Genomic DNA, 17969 nt, shown 5'->3' with positions numbered 1-17969 from the left:
TGGAGGAGACTATCGTGCAACGTGAAGATGTCCTGGGTGAGGCCATACAAATTCTTGAAATCGAGGGTATCGCCAACACCACGCTGGAAATGGTCGCCGAACGCGTCGCATACCCGCTTGATGACCTCAAGCGCTTTTGGCCCGACCGCGAAGCGCTGCTTTATGACGCCCTGCGTTATTTAAGTCAGCAGGTTGATGCCTGGCGTCGCCAGCTGTTGCTGGATGAGACGCTGAGCGCAGAACAAAAGCTGCTGGCGCGCTATAGCGCGCTGACCAAATGCGTTAGCAACCACCGCTATCCGGGCTGCCTGTTTATCGCCGCCTGTACATTCTATCCGGATGCCCAGCACCCAATTCACCAGTTAGCGGAACAGCAGAAGCAGGCTTCGCTGGCCTACACGCACGAGCTGCTGACCCTGCTTGAGGTGGATGACCCGGAAATGGTCGCTAAGCAGATGGAATTAATTGTCGAAGGCTGCCTGAGCCGCATGTTGATCAAACGCAGCCAGGCCGACGTCGATACCGCCCAGCGTCTGGCGGAAGATATTCTGCGCTTTGCCCGCTGCCGGATGGGCGGCGCGCTCACGTAATTCGGATTTCCCAAGCCCTGCAAGGCGCATATAATTCCCTGACACTTTCTGTGGCAGGGATCTATATGCGTCCACTTCTCTGGGCCGCCGTAATGGGGCTCTGTTCGACCTCGCTGATGGCCGCCCCTCCTCGCGGTTTCTCTTTCGCCTACAAAGACTGGGAAGTCGCCTGCGATAATACCGGCACCTGCCGGGCTGCGGGCTATGGCGCGACAATGGGCGAAGTCAGCGTCCTGCTGACTCGCAGTGCAGGCGCAGGGCGGCAGGCAACCGCGCAGGTCACGTTTGCGCAGACCGAGCACGATATTCCGCCAGATGCCAGCGTAAATCTTTTTATCAACGATAGCGATCGCGGGACGCTTGAGGCTATCGACGACAGCCATTTTCATTTCGACAGTACGCAAACCAGCGCGCTTATTACCGCCCTGGAGCAAAACGCGAAAATCGAGCTATCGCTCAATGGCCAGCGCAAGCGGCTGTCGAACGCGGGCAGCAGCGCGGTGTTCCTCAAGATCGATGAATTCCAGCGGCGGATCGGCACCGCCGATGCGCTGTTACGTAAAGGCGACGGTGACGACAGCACCGTTCTGCGCGCCATTCCCGCGCCGGAGATCCTGAGCGCGCCGTTTATTCACAGCGCCCAGCCCGTTGCGCTCAACGCGAAACAACAGCAGAAATGGCTACCGCAATTGGAAATCGCGCTCAACAGCCAGTGTGATGACAGGCAAAACGCCGATATTCCGACCAGCGAACGACAAATCACCCTCACTTCGCTGGATAAAAATCACTCGCTACTGCAGACTCTGTGCTGGCGCGCCGCCTATAACGACGGCTACGCGATGTGGGTTGTCGATAACACACAGACCGCCAGGCCACAGCTCATTACTACGGATGCTTCCAGCTATAACGATGGCGTAATCGCCTTCTTCAACAAGGGACGTGGCGTCGCCGACTGCGTCAGCGGAGAAGAGCGAGTGTGGGATGGCAAAGCTTTTGTGCAAAGTCTGAAATACAGTACCGGCATGTGTCGGGAAATCACCCCAGGCGGAACCTGGCAGCTTCCTACCTTCGTCAGCAAGGTTATTCCCCGCAAGCAACGAGAGGCCGATATACTCGCGCTGAAGACGTTGCACGACGCGGTCCTAAAAGAGCAAAAACGCAACCCGGAACTTGCATTAGAGAACATTGCGGAACAGTTTCCGCTCAGCGGACACATCAGCCACTTTACCCTCACCTATGCCGACGACGCGCCGGTCTCAACCACCAAGCCAGCGGCGGATATCAGCGACGATGAGTGGCAGGCGTTTTTACATTCCGATATCAGCGCCGATTCGGAAAACGGCAAAGTCAGCTTCACGCTTATCGACCTCGATGGCGACGGCAAACGCGATCTCATCATCGATAGCTATGTTGGCGGTACCGGCCTGTTCAGCTATACCGGCGTGCTGAAACGCGGTGATAACGCCTTTGAATCGGTGAACGATGCCGACAGCAATGACGACGATAACTTCGATGCCGGCGTGCCCGGCGCCCTTTACTCTATTAACGATCGCGGAGCGAACCAGTGGAGCCGCTGGGTCAGAATCAACGGCCAGGTTTACGCCCTGTGGTTTAACGGCGTGTTTGGGGAAGATAACCTCTATCTGCTGCGTCCGTTTAACCAGAGCGACCTGACGCCGGCCATCACCATCCGCTACCGTTATAACCTCAATATCATTAGCGCTGCGGAAAACGGGCAGTCACCCACCCCAGCCTTAAACGATAAAGATAAAGCGGGCTTATTGAAGTCATTGGACGTCATGCAAGGTAGCCTGCTAAAGGATAAACCTGCTGACGATAACGATGAGCCGATTTGCCCTGTTCCCCCCGGTACCGCTAAAGATGATGTGGACAGCTACTATGGCGGCGCTGCGGGGCACTACACCGTTGAAACGGTGGCGTGGATCCCGGTGTGGCTCAACGATAAATGCTTTATCGGCACCATTTTCAGCCATCATGGCGCTTACCGCCACGGGGTGGATGCGATCTTAACCATCAATTCGCCACGAGATGACGAAGAGATCGTTGGCGATTATGACATCTCCGGAAAACGCCATGCCATCGCCATCACCCGCGGCTGGAGAGTCCGCGAAGGCGATAACGGCGTGATGTGATTTTAAGCAAAACGCCCCTTTTGGTGCGGAATTGCCGCAAAGATAAGCAATCAAACAATAAATAGAGAAATTTCATTGACGCAGTGGGCGGATTACGGTTTAATGCGCCCCGTTGCCCGGATAGCTCAGTCGGTAGAGCAGGGGATTGAAAATCCCCGTGTCCTTGGTTCGATTCCGAGTCCGGGCACCACTTATTCAGAGAACCCAGCCTATGGCTGGGTTTTTGCTTTTCTGCGGCCGGACTCTCCATCGAACTACGTTCTATTATTCGCCGCAATGCGGCTCACCCCTTCGGGGCCAGCGCGACAAGCGCGCTGTTCAACGTCGACTGCATACCGTAGGCCTGATAAGCGCAGCGCCATCAGGCATTCAATGTCCATCGCTTATGGTATTCTCCAATTATCTCACTTCATCCGACGATATTGACAGCCTTTCCTCTACCCTGAACACGGTTTGTACATGACAAAAATGAACCTGAATGAACTTAACAGCTTTATCACGGTTTACTTCGGGCAGGATTATGACCTTATCGATGATAGTGATGAGATCGCCCCCAAAATTGACGCATTTATCGCCGATAGTCATCTCGCCATGAAGTATGGTCTTATCGCAGACATTGACCTTCTGCTGAAAGAAGCAGATAACCCGGAAGAGGAATTCAGGATGCGCTATGGTTCAGACTTTGACCCTCACCTGTGGGGAACAGATGCCCTTAGCTTCCTGAAACGGGTAAGAGATAGAATTAGTCATTCCCTGAATGAGGCGGAGCCGACAGGCCATCAGTAACCCGCGGCTTCCTCACCACACTATCGGTTTGGTCTGATTCAGCAAGATGTCGCTGAAAACGCTAGCGCCGCGTCGCTTTCTTTTTAGCGGGAAGGCGGAACACTTCCCCATTCGGCTTGGCAATTCCCATACGGTACTGCGTTTCTCTGGCTGCCTTGTGGATGTCAGCAAACTCTTCTTTACGCGCCGGCGGCAGCTTCGCTTTTTTCAGGCATTTATTGCGGTGCATCCTAATCCATTCACGGTCATTATCATCGACACACGTCTGCATCACATCCACCCAGCGCGAAGCGGCCCGACGGTACAATCCACGGGCTTCCAGAGACTCGGCAATACTGTCCTTGATCATTCGATAATTTCTCTCACATATGCTAGCTAATTTGCGTATATAAATATAACCACGCCATCCGAAGAAATAATGAAAGAAAACCCCGATAATTTGATCCACGATAAATCTATGCCAGCTCAATATTGAGGACATTTATAATATTAATTGCTGTGTGCATTAAAACTGCCGAAGCAGTAAGTACTTCCAAAGAGCATTTTTATCATATACCGCGGATTATCATCTGAGTTATTCCTGAACTACGGTTATACCTATCAATGATTGATTAAATTAACATAATACCGTTGTTGAGTAGCTTGTAGTAGATACCTTACTCTGTATTCATTTACCTTTTTATCGCTTCTGCGCGGGACACTCCAGCAGTCTATTTTTAAAGATAAACAAACAGGCCTCATTAAAGTTGGCCAGTCCCAGACGTTCATAAAGCTCAATGCGTTTACGATACAGGCTTTTCACTGAAGTATTAAGCACCCCGGCAATTTGATCCATGGTCATTCCGGCCCTGAGCAAAGTCAACGTCATATGTTCCTGTGGTTTCAGGCTGAAATTCTTGAGCCATTCTCGGGTCAGCCGCTTACTCTTCACATCAAGAAACAGGCTAAATAAATTAGCCATATCCGTAGGCGTCAAAGACATGTTGAGAAACCACTTTAAGCTCAGCAAATGCTCTTCCCGATGGCGCATATCAAGCATAATACAGCAGATACGTTTACCCGCTTCCGCTGCGCCAGGAATAAGATAATCATAAAAACAAAGCGGCGCCCGACTATCCACCAGCACCGAAAACTCCTCGGCATCACTCTCAAAAAGCTTATGCTCAATCGAATGTAACTGGATGATATCTGGAAAGAAAATCCTTACCCCTTCAAAGAGATAGTGATCCTGAGTAACTAAAAACATTGTCGTTGCCACAAATCATCCCTTTAACAATAAAGCAACAAAACCCCTCCAGGGAGAATATGCACAGCGCCTGGTGGCGTGCTGACTATGGCGAGCAAAATAAAGCATGTGTTTGTCGTTTTAGTAAACCTCCAACCTCTCCATCTATAGTGAATGCTCCACTCCACGACTCTTACGTCATTTCCTAATTATCTGCCCTTCGGCTAATTATAAATAAAAAACTCGCACAAAAAAGAAGCTTTTCCACTATTGAGAATTTTTGTCAAAAATCGTCTTAAATATCTACAGCAACAGCCTAACATTATGCATGGAAAAGCGAACCAAAAACATTAAAACAGAATTTCGGACGCACTTTAACTTTTTCCAATTCAGTTAGTTATGCGTAACATCAGACAATTAATTATTGTATAAAAGGACAATTTCCAGATTTATCTTAAAACCACAGGTCTATTATTTGACATATTTTCAGGCAAACATATCAGGTGTACATTAATCGCCACCCCGTTATCGCGAGGAGATATTTTATTACCTTAAATAAGTAATCGCAGCCGCGTACCGTCAGGTAAAAACTCATTACCCCATCCTTTTGCATTCAGCTAAAAGGCCGACGTGTTGTGCAATGGATTCTTGATGGACATATGGTAAATAGTTATGGGAAGATCAACTCGTTTCAATAAGTTATTCTTTTATCGCCGCACGACATTCTCGCTTTCAATTAGTTTATTGTTGTTAACGCCTATTCTGGCTCAGGGGGCTGAGTCGATATATGAACAGCATGTACTACAGGCGCGTGAAGGTAATTACTCTCCTTTTCTCGATTATCTTCAGCAGTATCAGCAACAACATGCCTTGACGCCTGAGCAAGTCGCCGACTGGCTACAAATTGCCTCCTGGGCTGGACGTGATGAAGAAGTTATCCAGGTCTGGCAGCGTTATCAGGTTTATATGGCGCTACCGGCACGCGGTACGGCGGCAGCGGCGCAGGCTTACCGTAATCAAAAACGGTGGTCTTCGGCGCTGGCGCTTTGGGATCAAGCGCTCAGCCAACAGCCGAAGAACGACGATTATCTTATTAGCCGGATTAAAACACTGGCCGATGCGCGCCATGACGGGCAGGCGCTAAGTGAAGCCCGCCGCTTAGTCGCCACCACACCCAGCGCCGCTCACCTGCAGACGCTCTCCTACGTCTATTTACGTCAGGGAAAAAGCTGGGACCAGCTGCTCACCGATATGCGCGCGCAGGAGCTCGCGCCGCAAAACAGAGAGACGCTCAATAGCCTGATTGAAAGCCTGAGCAGCAATCGCATCAATTCGCCTGCGCTGCAATGGTCAGCCAAAACCACCTTGACGCCCGCGCAGCAGCGAAAGCTGGAAATGGACGCGGCGGCGGAGTGGGTACGGCTGGCGGACACCCCTGCCCGCGGTGAACAGGAGCGCTTTCGCATGGCGCAAACGGCTCTCAACCGCTACGACGCGCTGTTCGCCCGCTGGCGTCAGGATCCGCAGGCCGCAGAGGATCTTGCCCGCGCGCGTATTGACCGCCTCGGCGCGCTATACACCCGCGGCTATTACACTCAGGTCATCAGTGAATATCAGTCGCTGACCGCCGCTCAGCAGCCCGTTCCTGACTGGGCCATCGGCTGGGTTATCTCCTCTTATCTTGCGCAACAGAACGTCGGGGCCGCGCAGGCGATCGCCCGCCAACATCCCCTTTATCGCCCCGATCCGCAAGATGATCAGCATGAGTTATTTTACGCGCTGCTGGACAGCGGCCAGTATCAGGCCGCCCGCGACTCTCTCGCCAAAGTGACTAACGGTGTTCCCTACACCCGCCGCCTTTACGGCTCGCCGACGCCGCAGCCAAACGACCCGTGGCTGAACGCCCAATCGCTGAAGGTACAGTATTTACTGAGTACTAACGCATTGCCGGAAGCCGAGCGTCTCTCCCGCCGACTGGCCGCTACCGCGCCCGGTAATCAGGGGCTGCGCATTGACTACGCGGCGATACTGCAGGCGCGCGGTTTACCCCGCGCCGCCGAACGGGAACTGAAAGCGGCGGAAGCGTTGGAGCCGTCGAATATTCCCCTCGAACGCCAGCAGGCCTACGTGGCGATGGATCTTCAGGAGTGGCGGCAGATGGAGCTATTAACCGATGACCTGCTGGCGCGCAGCCCTGAAGACCTGAGCACGCAAAAATTAGCTCGCGCTCGCGAGGTGCACCATATGTCGGAATTGCGTCTCAACAGTACTCAGGGGATCCACTCGGATAACCCGGTCAGCGGTAGCCACGACTTTAGCTGGGATGCAGCGATTTACGGCCCGCCAATCGCTGATAACTGGCGGCTTTTCGCCGGTAATCGCTTCGCCAAAGGGAATTTTGATGAAGGAAAAGGCTCCAGCCGCCAGCTCTTTGGCGGCATCGAATGGCGCCCGCGTGATGCCTGGGCTGAACTGGAAATCTCCAACAACAATTTTGCCGGCGACAACAAACCCGGCGCCCGGCTTTCCGCCTGGCAAAGTTTCAACGATCGCTGGCAGATTGGCGGCGAGGTCGAACGCCTGTCGCGCCAGACGCCGCTGCGCGCGCTGCGCAATGGTATCAGCGCCAACCGCGGCGAGGGATGGGTTCGCTGGTATCAAAACGAGCGACGCGAATATCGCTTTAGCGCCGCCGCCAGCCGCTTCTCCGACCACAACCGTCGTCAGGAATACACCTTCACCGGCAAAGAGCGGCTCTGGCAATCGCCAACCATCACGCTCGATCTGGAACCTGGGCTTTCCGCCAGCGCCAACAGCCGGACGGATACCCTGTACTACAACCCGAAACGCGACTTCGCCGCCACCTCGGCGCTGGTCGCCGATCACGTCATGTATCAGCACTACGATACCGTCTGGAGCCAGCAGCTTGCGGCAGGCGGCGGCGCCTACTGGCAAAAAGCATATTCGGCCGGCGCTATCGCCATGCTCGGCTACGGCCAGCGTATTCGCTGGAACAACGTGATCGACACCGGCGTGATGCTGAACTGGGACAAGCGCCCTTACGACGGCAAACGCGAAAGCAATCTCTCCATTGCCCTTGATGCGAATTTACGGTTTTAAGGATAAACATGGTCAACAAAAGTATCCGCATCAGCCTGATGGTTATCGGCTGGCTCCTGATGACCTGCGCGCTTCGCGCAGAGACGATTCCTTTTCTGCCGCCGGACGCGCGGCCGCAACCGGAGGCGAATAAGCCCTGGCCGCATAATAAGTTTTTGGTACTGGCCTATCACGATGTAGAAGACGATGCCGCCGATCAGCGCTATCTGGCGGTGCGTACCAGCGCGCTCAACGATCAAATCGGCTGGCTGCTGCACAATGGTTATAAGGCCATCAGCGTGCAAAATATTCTCGACGCCAACGCGGGGTTAATCACACTGCCGCCGAAGGCATTTCTGCTGAGTTTCGATGATGGCTACAGCAGTTTTTACACCCGGGTCTGGCCGCTGTTAAAAGCCTGGAACGTCCCGGCACTGTGGGCGCCGGTAGGCAGTTGGGTCGATACGCCGGAGCAGAAAAAAGTCGATTTCGGCGGTCTGATGACCCCGCGCGAACGTTTCGCCACCTGGGAGATGGTGCGCGAGCTCGCGCAATCGCCGCTGGTCGAAATCGGCGCGCATACCTGGGCTTCGCACTATGGTATTCAGGCCAATCCGCAGGGTAGCCGCGAACCGGCGGTTGCCAACCGCTTTTATGATAAGGCCAGTGGGCGCTACGAAAGCGACCAGCAGTTTCACCAGCGCATCGATGCCGACGTGCGCAAAGTGAGCGACAAAATCGCCGACGTCACCGGCAAAGCGCCGCGCGCCTGGGTATGGCCCTACGGCGCGGCCAACGGCACATCGCTGGCTATTGCCAAAAATCGCGGCTATCAACTGGCGTTTACCCTAGGCGATGGTCTGGGCGACGTGCGCGATCTGGATAACATTCCCCGTCTGCTTATCTCAGGTAACCCGTCGATCAAGGCCTTCGCCAGCCAGGTAACGCAAATCCAGGAGCGTGAACCGGTTCGGGTGATGCACGTCGATCTCGATTATGTCTACGATAAAGACCCGGCTCAGCAGCGCAAAAATATCGATAAGCTGATCCAGCGCGTCTATGACATGAAAATCACTCACGTTTTCCTACAGGCCTTTTCCGATCCGCTCGGCGACGGCACGGTGAAAGCGCTCTACTTCCCCAACCGCCGCCTGCCGATGCGCGCCGATCTGTTTAATTTCGTCGCCTGGCAATTGCAGACGCGCGGCGGCGCCAAAGTGTATGCGTGGATGCCAGTGCTGGCGTTCGATCTGGACGGTTCGCTACCGCGCGTACAGCGCTGGGATGCACAAAGCAACACGCTGCGCCAGGCTACTCACCCCTATGTACGTCTGTCGCCATGGAATAGCCAGGTGCGCGATGAGATCCGCGATATTTATCAGGACCTTGCCCGCTACGCGACCTTTGACGGCGTGCTGTTCCACGACGACGCGGTACTGACGGATTACGAAGATGCCGGCGCCGGGGCGATGGCTGCCTGGCGTGCGGCGGGCCATCGGGAGGATATCGCGCAGATCCGCCAAAACCCCGCCACGCTGCACGCCTGGACGCGATTTAAAAGTCAGACGCTTATCGACTTCACCCGCACGCTCAGCCAGAGCGTGAAAGCGATTCGCGGCCCGCAGGTGAGAACCGCGCGCAATATCTTCGCCCTGCCGATCCTGCAGCCGGAAAGCGAGGCCTGGTTCGCGCAGAATCTGGATGATTTTCTGGCGGCCTACGACTGGACGGTGCCGATGGCGATGCCGCTGATGGAATCCGTTCCGGTTGCGGAAAGCGATGCGTGGCTGGCGCGTCTGGTGCGCGCCGTCAGCGCCAGGCCGGGCGCACTGAAGAAAACCATTTTTGAGCTACAGGCTAAAGACTGGAGTCTCCCGCAGCAAAACGCCATCCCTGACCAACAGCTGGTCGACTGGATGCGGACATTACAACTCAACGGCGTCAACAATTACGGCTACTACCCCGACGATTTTCTTAATAATCAGCCTGATATCTCAAAAATCAGGCCCCTGTTTTCATCGTACTGGTATCCCAACAATGACTGATCGCATTATCGCATTTTCGATTTTATGCCTGGTTTTCGGGCTACCGCTGGGCGTGGCCGCCGTTTTCACCGGCGAGTTGATACTTGATTTCGTCTTCTTCTGGCCGCTGTTTATGTCGGTGCTGTGGATAACCGGCGGGCTCTACTTCTGGTTTCAACTGGAACGCCACTGGCCGTGGGGTAAAGAGACGCCGCCGCCGAAACTCGACGGCGATCCGCTGATCTCTATTTTGATTCCCTGCTTTAACGAGGAGAAAAATGCCCGCGAGACCATCGAAGCCGCGCTGGCTCAGCGCTATCGCAACATTGAGGTGATCGCCATCAACGACGGCTCCTCCGACGATACCGCCAGGGTGCTGAATCAACTGGCGGAAGAGTACGACCTGCTGCGGGTGATTCATCTAGCCGAAAATCAGGGGAAAGCGGTAGCGCTGAAAGCCGGCGCTGCCGCCGCGCGTGGGGACTTGCTGGTGTGCATCGACGGCGATGCCCTGCTCGACCGCGATACCGCCGCCTACCTGGTAGCGCCGCTGATTCAGTATCCCCACGTCGGCGCGGTGACCGGCAACCCGCGAATTCGTACCCGCTCGACGCTGATTGGCCGCATTCAGGTCGGCGAATTCTCTTCGATAATCGGGCTGATTAAGCGCACCCAGCGTATTTACGGCCGTGTGTTTACCGTCTCCGGGGTGATTGCCGCTTTTCGTCGCCAGGCGCTGGCGGACGTCGGCTACTGGAGCCCGGATATGATCACCGAAGATATCGATATCAGTTGGAAGCTGCAGCTACGCCATTGGGCGATTTTCTTCGAGCCGCGAGCGCTGTGCTGGATCCTGATGCCGGAGACGCTGAAGGGGCTGTGGAAACAGCGGTTACGCTGGGCGCAGGGCGGCGCCGAGGTTTTTCTGGTCAATCTGCGCCGCCTGTTTCGCTGGGAGCATCACCGGATGTGGCCGCTGTTTCTCGAATATGCCCTCTCCACGCTATGGGCCTTCGCCTATGCGGTCACCATTTTGCTGTTCATCGCCAGCCATTTTGCCCCGCTGCCGGAGAATCTGACCGTCCGCAGCCTTTTTCCGCCGGAATTTACCGGGCTGCTGCTGGGGGTGATGTGTCTGCTGCAGTTTATCGCCAGTCTGTACATCGAACGGCGCTATGAACGCGGCGTCGCCGGCTCGCTGTTCTGGGTGATCTGGTTTCCGATGGTGTACTGGATGATTGGCCTGTTAACCACCATCGTTGCCTTCCCCAAAGTCATGTTGAAACGTAAACGCGCCAGGGCTCGCTGGGTCAGCCCCGATAGAGGTAAAGGAAGAATGTCATGAACGAACAAACCCTGATCTTAACCGAGCATCGCGTGTTGCCGCGCATCTTTGACGGCGTATTAACCGCTATCGCGTGGGCCGGCTTCGCCTTTTTTCTGTATGCCAATTTGCTGATGCAGTTTACCCAGCACGGTAACGACAGCTGGGACGCGATTATGGCGTCGTTTAATACCGTACTGGTCTATTTACTGGTAGCAGCAATTAACGGCTGGCTGCTGATTTTGTGGTATCAGTACAATCTACGCCGTTATAACGCCCGGCGGCACGGCAGCATGGCCTCGCTACGTCATGAAGAGCTAGCGGAGAGCTTTAATATCGCACCGCAAATCATTTCCGAGATGAGCCAATATAACCTGCTGACGGTATATCACGACCAGATTGGCAGAATCATTGATTTAAAAATCAATCAGAGCGAGGAAGACGAACGCTAACGGAACCACAAAAAAGGCCGCATCGCTTGCGGCCTTTGTGCTTACGGGACGGTGAAATTAGTTACCGCCGGCTTTCTTAATCGCCGCATCCAGCGAGGCTTTGTCGGCCAGTCCCGGGAAGACGGTAATGGTCGCTTCGGTTGCGCCGGTTGTCGGCATGACTATCACGCCAGGCGTACCGCTTAAGCCAATCTCCTGCGCCAGCTGGTTAATGTTTTCCAGCGCCGGTTCGACGTCCGCCGCTTTTTTGGCGTCAAAGTTCACCTTTTTCGCCTGCTGTTGGATGTCCGCCGCCGTCAGTTTGCCTTCGTTATGCCCGGTGGCGTAAACGCCGTTGTGGTAAGTCAGATAGGCTTCTGCCCCTTTCTGCTGATAAATCTGCAGGCCGGTTTTCGCCGCATCCAGCGAAGTTGCCCAGCGGCTGCCGAAAATCGGCCACTCTTTGAAAGCAAAACGGGTTTGCGGATGGTCTTTAATCACCTGCTCCATAACCGGCGCGAGGCGGCTACAGTAGATGCATTGATAATCGAAGAACTCGATAACGGTGACTTTACCGTTAGCCGGGCCGTAGGTTGGCGTGGCCTTATCCTGCGTCAGCTTGTCGGCATTCTTGATTACCGCCTGGGTAGCGGCGCTGGCCTGCTGCTCCGCCTGAATTTGCTGCAGCTTTTGGCTGGCCTGCAATAGCACTTCCGGATGGGCGACCAGGTAGTCAGCGGCGATTTTGCCGATACGCGCTTCCTGCTCCGCGGTGAACGTCGCGGCCGGCGCGTCAGCGGCGCTGGCCAGCGCCGGCAGCAGGGAAGCGCCCGCCAGGGCGAGAATAAGTAGATTCTTGATGCCAGACATATTGAAAAGTCCTTACGAAAAAGTAGACGGCAGGTGAGCCTAATCGGACAAAATATCATCCTTTGGCGGCGAATCATTGTCAGTCTATGCATTGATTCGTAACTTTATTTGTCAGACGCCGCGATTCCCCCTACGGCCTGAAGGGTGGTCAGGGGCGAAGAACGGGAGTACCCTGCGCCCATCTTTTTTGATCGACATTATTTGCAATACGAGCCAGGCATGAACGAAATATTGAGTCAGTGGGACTTCGCCGTTATTTTGCTACAAATCATCGCCATCGATTTGTTATTAGGCGGCGATAACGCGGTGGTCATCGCCATGGCCTGCCGCAAGTTGCCGGCGCATCTGCGCACCAAAGCCATTGTTATCGGTACTCTCGGCGCGATTATCGCCCGGGTCGCGCTGCTGGCGGTGGCGATTTATTTGTTGTCGTTGCCGTGGCTAAAAATCGTCGGCGCGTTACTGCTACTGTGGATTGGCATTAAGCTGGTCGCCAACGAGGAAGAAGAGAGCGATATCAGCAGCTCCAGTAGCCTGTGGCGCACCGCCGTCACCATCACCGTCGCCGATGTGATCATGTCGCTGGATAACGTGCTAGCCGTGGCAGCCGCCGGTAAAGGCCATCTCCTGCTGGTGGCGCTGGGGGTATTAATCAGCATCCCGATTATTGTCGCGGGCAGTAAGCTGGTGTTGGCCATACTGACTCGCTTTCCCTCGGTCGTATTGCTGGGCGGCGCGTTGATTGGCTGGATTGCCGGTTCAATGATGATAACCGACCCGACCTTTGTTCAGCTGTTCCCCAACTCCCCGAATTATCTACATTTTGTTGCCGGGGCCATTGGTGCGGCGCTGGTGCTGCTGGAAGGATGGCGGCGCAACTACCGCTCCGGCACCCCAGAATAATCACTGGATGCCGTCATCCCCGACGGCGTCAAGTTTTTGCCACTTTTCTCCGCCACCCTTTCTCATTTGCCCTACTCTTAATAGAGCCGCCTGATCCAGGGATTCTGTGACCAGATTTTTGAGCATAAATGAGATAACACCATGGAATTAAAGGATTATTATACCATTCTAGGGGTTAAGCCAACGGACGATCTGAAAACCATCAAGACCGCCTACCGCCGTTTGGCTCGTAAATATCACCCCGACGTCAGCAAAGAGCCCGATGCCGAAGCAAAATTCAAGGATCTCGCCGAAGCATGGGAAGTCCTCAAAGACGATCAGCGTCGCGCCGAATATGACCAACTTTGGCAGCACCGCAACGATCCGCAGTTCAACCGCCAACAGCACGCCCACGAACAAAGCTACAGCCAGCAGGACTTCGACGATATCTTCTCCTCGATGTTCGGCCAGCAGGCGCATCACGCCCGCCGCCAGCGCGCCGAGCGCGGTCACGATGTCGAAATCGAAGTGGCGGTGTTCCTCGAAGAAACCCTCGCCGAACAGACTCGTACCATCAGCTACAAGCTGCCGGTCTATAACGTCTTCGGCATGGTTGAGAGTGAAACGCCGAAAACGCTGAATGTGAAAATTCCGGCGGGGGTCAGCGATGGCCAGCGAATTCGCCTGAAAGGTCAGGGGACGCCAGGCGAAAACGGCGGCCCGAATGGCGATCTGTGGCTGGTGATTCACATCGCGCCGCATCCGCTGTTCGACATCAACGGTCATAACCTGGAGATCGTACTGCCGCTGGCGCCGTGGGAAGCCGCGCTGGGGGCGAAAGTCACCGTACCGACGTTAAAAGAGAGCATTCTGCTGACAATTCCGGCGGGTAGCCAGGCGGGACAACGGCTGCGCATCAAGGGCAAAGGGTTGGTAAGCAAAACCCACACCGGCGATTTGTTCGCCGTCATCAAAATCGTTATGCCGCCAAAACCAGATGAAAAAGCGCGTGAGCTCTGGCAGCAGCTCGCCGAAAGCGAAGCCAGCTTCGATCCGCGTAAGACATGGGGGAAAGCCTGATGGCTAAAGTAACAGTGACGTTTACCATCACCGAGTTGTGCCTGCGCACCGGGGTGTCGCAAGAGGAGCTGACGGAGATCGTCGGCTTAGGGATGATTGAGCCGCACCAGCCGCAGGCTGAAACCTGGCTGTTTGACGACAGCGCGGTGACGATTGTGCATCGCGCAGTGCGCCTGCGTAACGAGCTGGAGCTGGACTGGCCGGGGATTGCAGTGGCGTTGACGCTGCTGGATGAAAATGCGCGACTCACCCGCGAAAATCGGCTACTGCAGCAGCGTCTGGCCCGCTTTTTGACCCACAGCTAAGCGGAGTTCCCGGGTCGCGACGTTCCGCCTTACCCGGGCTACAGCTCGCTCACGGCGCAAATGGTAGCCCGGCTGCGCGTAGCGAAAGCCGGGATAAGCGCTTAATCCGGCAGCGAGCCGGCGAGATTACGCGCGGAGACGCTCTCGCTCACCGGTGCAGGCGGCTCGGGCGCCTTAACCGGCGCGGCCGCTGGCGTAGATGCCGCAGCGGAAGAGGCTGGCTGAATCTCAAGAAACGAGGCCAGCATTCTACGCAGTGTCTCCGGTGGCGTATCTTCCGCCAGCAGCGCCGCCAGCATTGACGGCAGCCGGCTATCTACTTCACCCAACGCTAACCCTGCCAGCAGCGCTGTACGCGACATATCCCCGCGATCGCCACGATGATGGGCTTCAATTTTCGCGTCCGCAAAGCGCTCGCTGGCGCTGATATCCGGGCGCAGGTATATCAGAACCTTTCTGCGATCCAGAGTCATAGACGCTCCTTAACCAATAATTTTCAGACCACGCACGAGGGCGAACTGCGGCTCGTCGGCCACCACAAAGCGATCTTCGCGCAGACCCATACGTTCGCGAATCGCATCGGCAACCAGCGGCGCGCCGCCGCCAATCACGATGGCGTGAGAATAGCCTTTAAAACTATCAATCGCCGTCAGAACGCGAGTCGTCAGGCGTTCGATGCTGTTGGAGATAACCTTTTTCACTTCAGATACCGCATCCGGATCGTTGATGTTATCGGTCAGATACTCTTCGTCGTGGCGGTTGATGATTATCTGGTCAACGTTATAACTGGAGGTATCGGTATTCGCCCGCGCCAGCGCCAGCTTAACGGCGTCGGTCACCAGCGATACGCCCAGCTTCGGGTCGCCGTAAATACGCGAAACCGAGGTCATTTGCCCGGCCACCATCGAAATATCCAGCGTGGTGCCGCCGAGGTCGACAATCAGCACCGAATGCGACGGTTTCAGCTCATCGCACAGGCTGATACCCGCCGGAATGGATTCCGGACGCACGGTGACTTTGGTGATATTGAACACCACGCCTTTATTCAGTTTAACTTCGCGCAGCAGGCTCTTTTTCTTACGATCAATGTTATCAAGACGATATTGCGCATCTTCATCATAAAATTCAGTCAGCGGCAGGGTGACCACAATCTCGACATCCTGCGGTTCGAGGCCGCTGGTCAGCAGAGCATGGTGAACAGCGATGGAGTTCAACGGGCTGTATTGCCAATCAATATTGTTGGTGGGTAACGCATCGGGGGTGATCAGGTCGAAAGAGTACTTTTCATCATCCACGGTGTAGTTAAATGGCTTCCCGGCGCCGAAGGTGGCAGACCAGCCGCGCTTGAAACTATTGGGGCTGATATGGGTGAAAGTTTCGCCATCTTGCTCCCACAGCATTTTGATATTGGTTGAACCATCATCGATAAAAATGCGCATCGCATTGCTCCATCACTGAGACAAATAAGAGAAAATGTAAGACCCAAAAAGAGTAGCAAGAGTTAAAAAGCAGCGCAAGAGCACGAAAAAGAGACAATTCTGAGTTTTATTTGAGAAACAATGGAGATTTCAATTAACTCATTGAGTTCAAAGAGAGAACTATAAGAGACAAATAAGAGAACTAAAAGTTTTCATTTCTGTCTATTTTAAACGCTTTTTTTGTGCAAAAAGAGAGCATCCCTCCCCTCTTTCGCCAGCGGTTTTCGCACGCTTTTTACACCTGATTGGGTACCACGATCGGCCGTTCCGGCTCGACGACATTTTCCGGTACCCGACGATATTTATCCAGCAGGTGAATCTGAATACGTCGCAACATATCGCCATTCAGTTTGTAATAGCGGAAATAGAGAAACAGCGTCAGAGCAAAAAAGATCGTCGGCAGCGCAATCATAATCGCCTGCATCCCCAGCAGCGTGTGGGATGATTGCACCACATTCGGCACGTAACCGATGATACCGAGCACGATGGCGATAAACCAGGCCGCAAACGCCGAACCGGCTTTGACCACCAGCGTCTGTACCGAGTAGGCGATACTTTCGCAGCGGATATTCATCGTATATTCGCCGTAGTCAACGGTATCGGCCACCATAATGACCTGCAGCACCCAGAACAGCGCGGTTCCAATATTCAACAACACTCCAGCCAGCGAAATCAGCGCAATGTTGTAAACCCCGCTCAGCGCCATCAGCAACAGTACGCCGCAGCCCAGCACCGGCATGATCGATGCCCCCGCCCACAGAATGCGTCGCGACAGACCTTTCACCAGCCGTGGGAACAGGATTAGCGTCAGCAAATTCGCCGCCCCCGCGTAGGACATGTAATACGGGAACATCTCCGCACTGCCAATCACGTAGGTAAAGTAATAAATCGCGAAGCCGGCAATGATATTCGCCGCCGTGTTATAGGCCAGCGCCATGCCCAACAGGCAGGCCAGCTGATCGTTTTTATAGATGAGCGCCACCATCTGGCGCAGTGAGAGATGGCTGGAATCCTCGCTTACGCCGCTATCCGACGAGTAAACCTCATGGACGTTGCGCAAGGTAACGAGGGTGGAAATTACGAAAAAGGCAATCAGCACCAGGGTAAACATCTGGAAACCGAAGCCGCGATCGGCGCCGCCGACGGCGCTGACAAACGGCAGTGTGACCCCGGCGGTCACAAACCCGGCAAGGCTGGCGAAAAAGCGCGGGTAAGGCACCAGCTGTTCACGTTCGCGTTTATCAAGGGTAATGGTCGGCACCAGCGACCAGAACGGCACATCCATGATGGTATAGGTGAAGCCCCACAGCAGGTAGGTCAGCCACACCCACGCCAGAAGCGCCCCGCCGCTGAAGTGATGGGCGCTGAACAGCATATACAGCACCACCGAGTTGGTGATAGTGCCGATCAGGATCCACGGCTTGAACTTCCCCCATCGCGATCGCGTGCAGTTGACGATCCATCCCATGATCGGATCGGCTATCGCATCGAGGATCCTCGCCACCAGGAACAAGGTGCCAACCACCCCAACCGATAAGCCAACAATATCGGTGTAGTAATACATCAGATACATGTAAACGATACCGATAGCGAAATCTTTACCAAAGGCACCAAATCCGTAGCTGAGCTTTGTTGTCATTGAAATACTCATAGGGTACAGGTCGCTGTCGCCAGCGCCTCCTTTAGCGTTTGATAGAGCATGGCAGGCGCCGCCGGGCCAGA

The 17969-nt window shown here is 54.8% G+C and carries 16 protein-coding genes and 1 tRNA gene; 11 read left to right on the top strand and 6 right to left on the bottom strand.

Annotation, left to right across the window (positions count from 1 at the left end):
- The first annotated feature begins 14 nt into the window (after positions 1 to 14).
- The 4 genes from ACSEMK_RS18570 to ACSEMK_RS18555 all read left to right on the top strand — a co-directional run bounded on the left by ACSEMK_RS18570 (position 15) and on the right by ACSEMK_RS18555 (position 3529).
- On the top strand, positions 15 to 590 hold the full coding sequence (locus tag ACSEMK_RS18570; RefSeq protein ID WP_113374765.1) for a transcriptional regulator: 576 nt from the start codon (positions 15 to 17) through the stop codon (positions 588 to 590).
- Between the two features lie 65 nt (positions 591 to 655).
- A complete protein-coding gene (locus ACSEMK_RS18565) occupies positions 656 to 2743 on the top strand; it encodes a DUF1176 domain-containing protein (RefSeq protein ID WP_435336624.1) in 2088 nt (695 codons plus the stop codon).
- A 114-nt stretch (positions 2744 to 2857) separates the two neighbouring features.
- A tRNA-Phe gene (locus ACSEMK_RS18560) sits at positions 2858 to 2933 on the top strand.
- A gap of 269 nt (positions 2934 to 3202) precedes the next feature.
- On the top strand, positions 3203 to 3529 hold the full coding sequence (locus tag ACSEMK_RS18555) for a contact-dependent growth inhibition system immunity protein (protein WP_087859251.1): 327 nt from the start codon (positions 3203 to 3205) through the stop codon (positions 3527 to 3529).
- A 61-nt stretch (positions 3530 to 3590) separates the two neighbouring features.
- Here ACSEMK_RS18555 and ACSEMK_RS18550 read toward each other — a convergent pair whose 3' ends face one another.
- Positions 3591 to 3878 (bottom strand): PerC family transcriptional regulator, encoded by a 288-nt coding sequence (locus ACSEMK_RS18550; RefSeq protein ID WP_020079839.1) that lies wholly within the window; start codon positions 3876 to 3878, stop codon positions 3591 to 3593.
- 330 nt (positions 3879 to 4208) lie between these two features.
- A complete protein-coding gene (locus ACSEMK_RS18545; RefSeq protein ID WP_020079840.1) occupies positions 4209 to 4775 on the bottom strand; it encodes a helix-turn-helix transcriptional regulator in 567 nt (188 codons plus the stop codon).
- 651 nt (positions 4776 to 5426) lie between these two features.
- Between ACSEMK_RS18545 and pgaA the strand changes: the two genes are divergently transcribed.
- The 4 genes from pgaA to pgaD are packed head-to-tail and all read left to right on the top strand — an operon-like array spanning position 5427 to position 11653.
- On the top strand, positions 5427 to 7874 hold the full coding sequence (gene pgaA / locus ACSEMK_RS18540; protein ID WP_435336623.1) for a poly-beta-1,6 N-acetyl-D-glucosamine export porin PgaA: 2448 nt from the start codon (positions 5427 to 5429) through the stop codon (positions 7872 to 7874).
- A 38-nt stretch (positions 7875 to 7912) separates the two neighbouring features.
- Entirely contained in the window at positions 7913 to 9898 is a 1986-nt protein-coding gene (pgaB, locus tag ACSEMK_RS18535) for a poly-beta-1,6-N-acetyl-D-glucosamine N-deacetylase PgaB (RefSeq protein ID WP_375156857.1), read from the top strand.
- Positions 9891 to 11222: a poly-beta-1,6-N-acetyl-D-glucosamine synthase gene (gene pgaC / locus ACSEMK_RS18530; RefSeq protein WP_087859248.1), complete on the top strand. Its 1332-nt coding sequence runs from the start codon at positions 9891 to 9893 to the stop codon at positions 11220 to 11222. Before pgaB ends, pgaC begins: the two co-directional genes overlap by 8 nt.
- Positions 11219 to 11653, top strand: a complete 435-nt coding sequence (gene pgaD / locus ACSEMK_RS18525) for a poly-beta-1,6-N-acetyl-D-glucosamine biosynthesis protein PgaD (RefSeq protein WP_087859247.1) — start codon at positions 11219 to 11221, stop codon at positions 11651 to 11653. The genes pgaC and pgaD overlap by 4 nt, the downstream gene beginning before the upstream one ends.
- A 57-nt stretch (positions 11654 to 11710) precedes the next feature.
- Here pgaD and ACSEMK_RS18520 read toward each other — a convergent pair whose 3' ends face one another.
- Positions 11711 to 12502, bottom strand: a complete 792-nt coding sequence (locus ACSEMK_RS18520) for a DsbA family protein (protein WP_045380425.1) — start codon at positions 12500 to 12502, stop codon at positions 11711 to 11713.
- A gap of 219 nt (positions 12503 to 12721) precedes the next feature.
- Here ACSEMK_RS18520 and ACSEMK_RS18515 point away from each other — a divergent pair, with 219 nt between their 5' ends.
- From ACSEMK_RS18515 to cbpM, 3 genes are all read left to right on the top strand, one after another.
- Entirely contained in the window at positions 12722 to 13405 is a 684-nt protein-coding gene (locus ACSEMK_RS18515; protein ID WP_087859246.1) for a TerC family protein, read from the top strand.
- 141 nt (positions 13406 to 13546) lie between these two features.
- Positions 13547 to 14464 (top strand): curved DNA-binding protein, encoded by a 918-nt coding sequence (gene cbpA, locus ACSEMK_RS18510; RefSeq protein WP_047057455.1) that lies wholly within the window; start codon positions 13547 to 13549, stop codon positions 14462 to 14464.
- Entirely contained in the window at positions 14464 to 14769 is a 306-nt protein-coding gene (gene cbpM / locus ACSEMK_RS18505; protein ID WP_087859244.1) for a chaperone modulator CbpM, read from the top strand. The genes cbpA and cbpM overlap by 1 nt, the downstream gene beginning before the upstream one ends.
- 101 nt (positions 14770 to 14870) lie before the next feature.
- Here cbpM and ACSEMK_RS18500 read toward each other — a convergent pair whose 3' ends face one another.
- From ACSEMK_RS18500 to melB, 3 genes are all read right to left on the bottom strand, one after another.
- Positions 14871 to 15242 carry a plasmid partitioning/stability family protein gene (locus ACSEMK_RS18500; protein ID WP_087859243.1) on the bottom strand — a complete coding sequence of 124 codons (372 nt, stop codon included), beginning with the start codon at positions 15240 to 15242 and terminating at the stop codon, positions 14871 to 14873.
- A 9-nt stretch (positions 15243 to 15251) separates the two neighbouring features.
- The gene (gene parM, locus ACSEMK_RS18495; protein ID WP_316425371.1) at positions 15252 to 16208 is read right to left on the bottom strand and encodes a plasmid segregation protein ParM domain-containing protein; all 957 of its coding nucleotides are present in this window, start codon (positions 16206 to 16208) and stop codon (positions 15252 to 15254) included.
- 274 nt (positions 16209 to 16482) lie between these two features.
- Complete coding sequence (melB, locus tag ACSEMK_RS18490; RefSeq protein WP_113374726.1) at positions 16483 to 17898, bottom strand: melibiose:sodium transporter MelB; 1416 nt, start codon at positions 17896 to 17898, stop codon at positions 16483 to 16485.
- Positions 17899 to 17969 lie beyond the last annotated feature (71 nt).

Origin of the sequence: Klebsiella sp. K-3, from assembly GCF_051207495.1 — a bacterium.
Lineage (GTDB): Bacteria > Pseudomonadota > Gammaproteobacteria > Enterobacterales > Enterobacteriaceae > Klebsiella > Klebsiella aerogenes.
The sequence above is the reverse complement of the archived record's forward strand: the minus strand, read 5'-3'. Positions and strand labels throughout refer to the sequence as shown.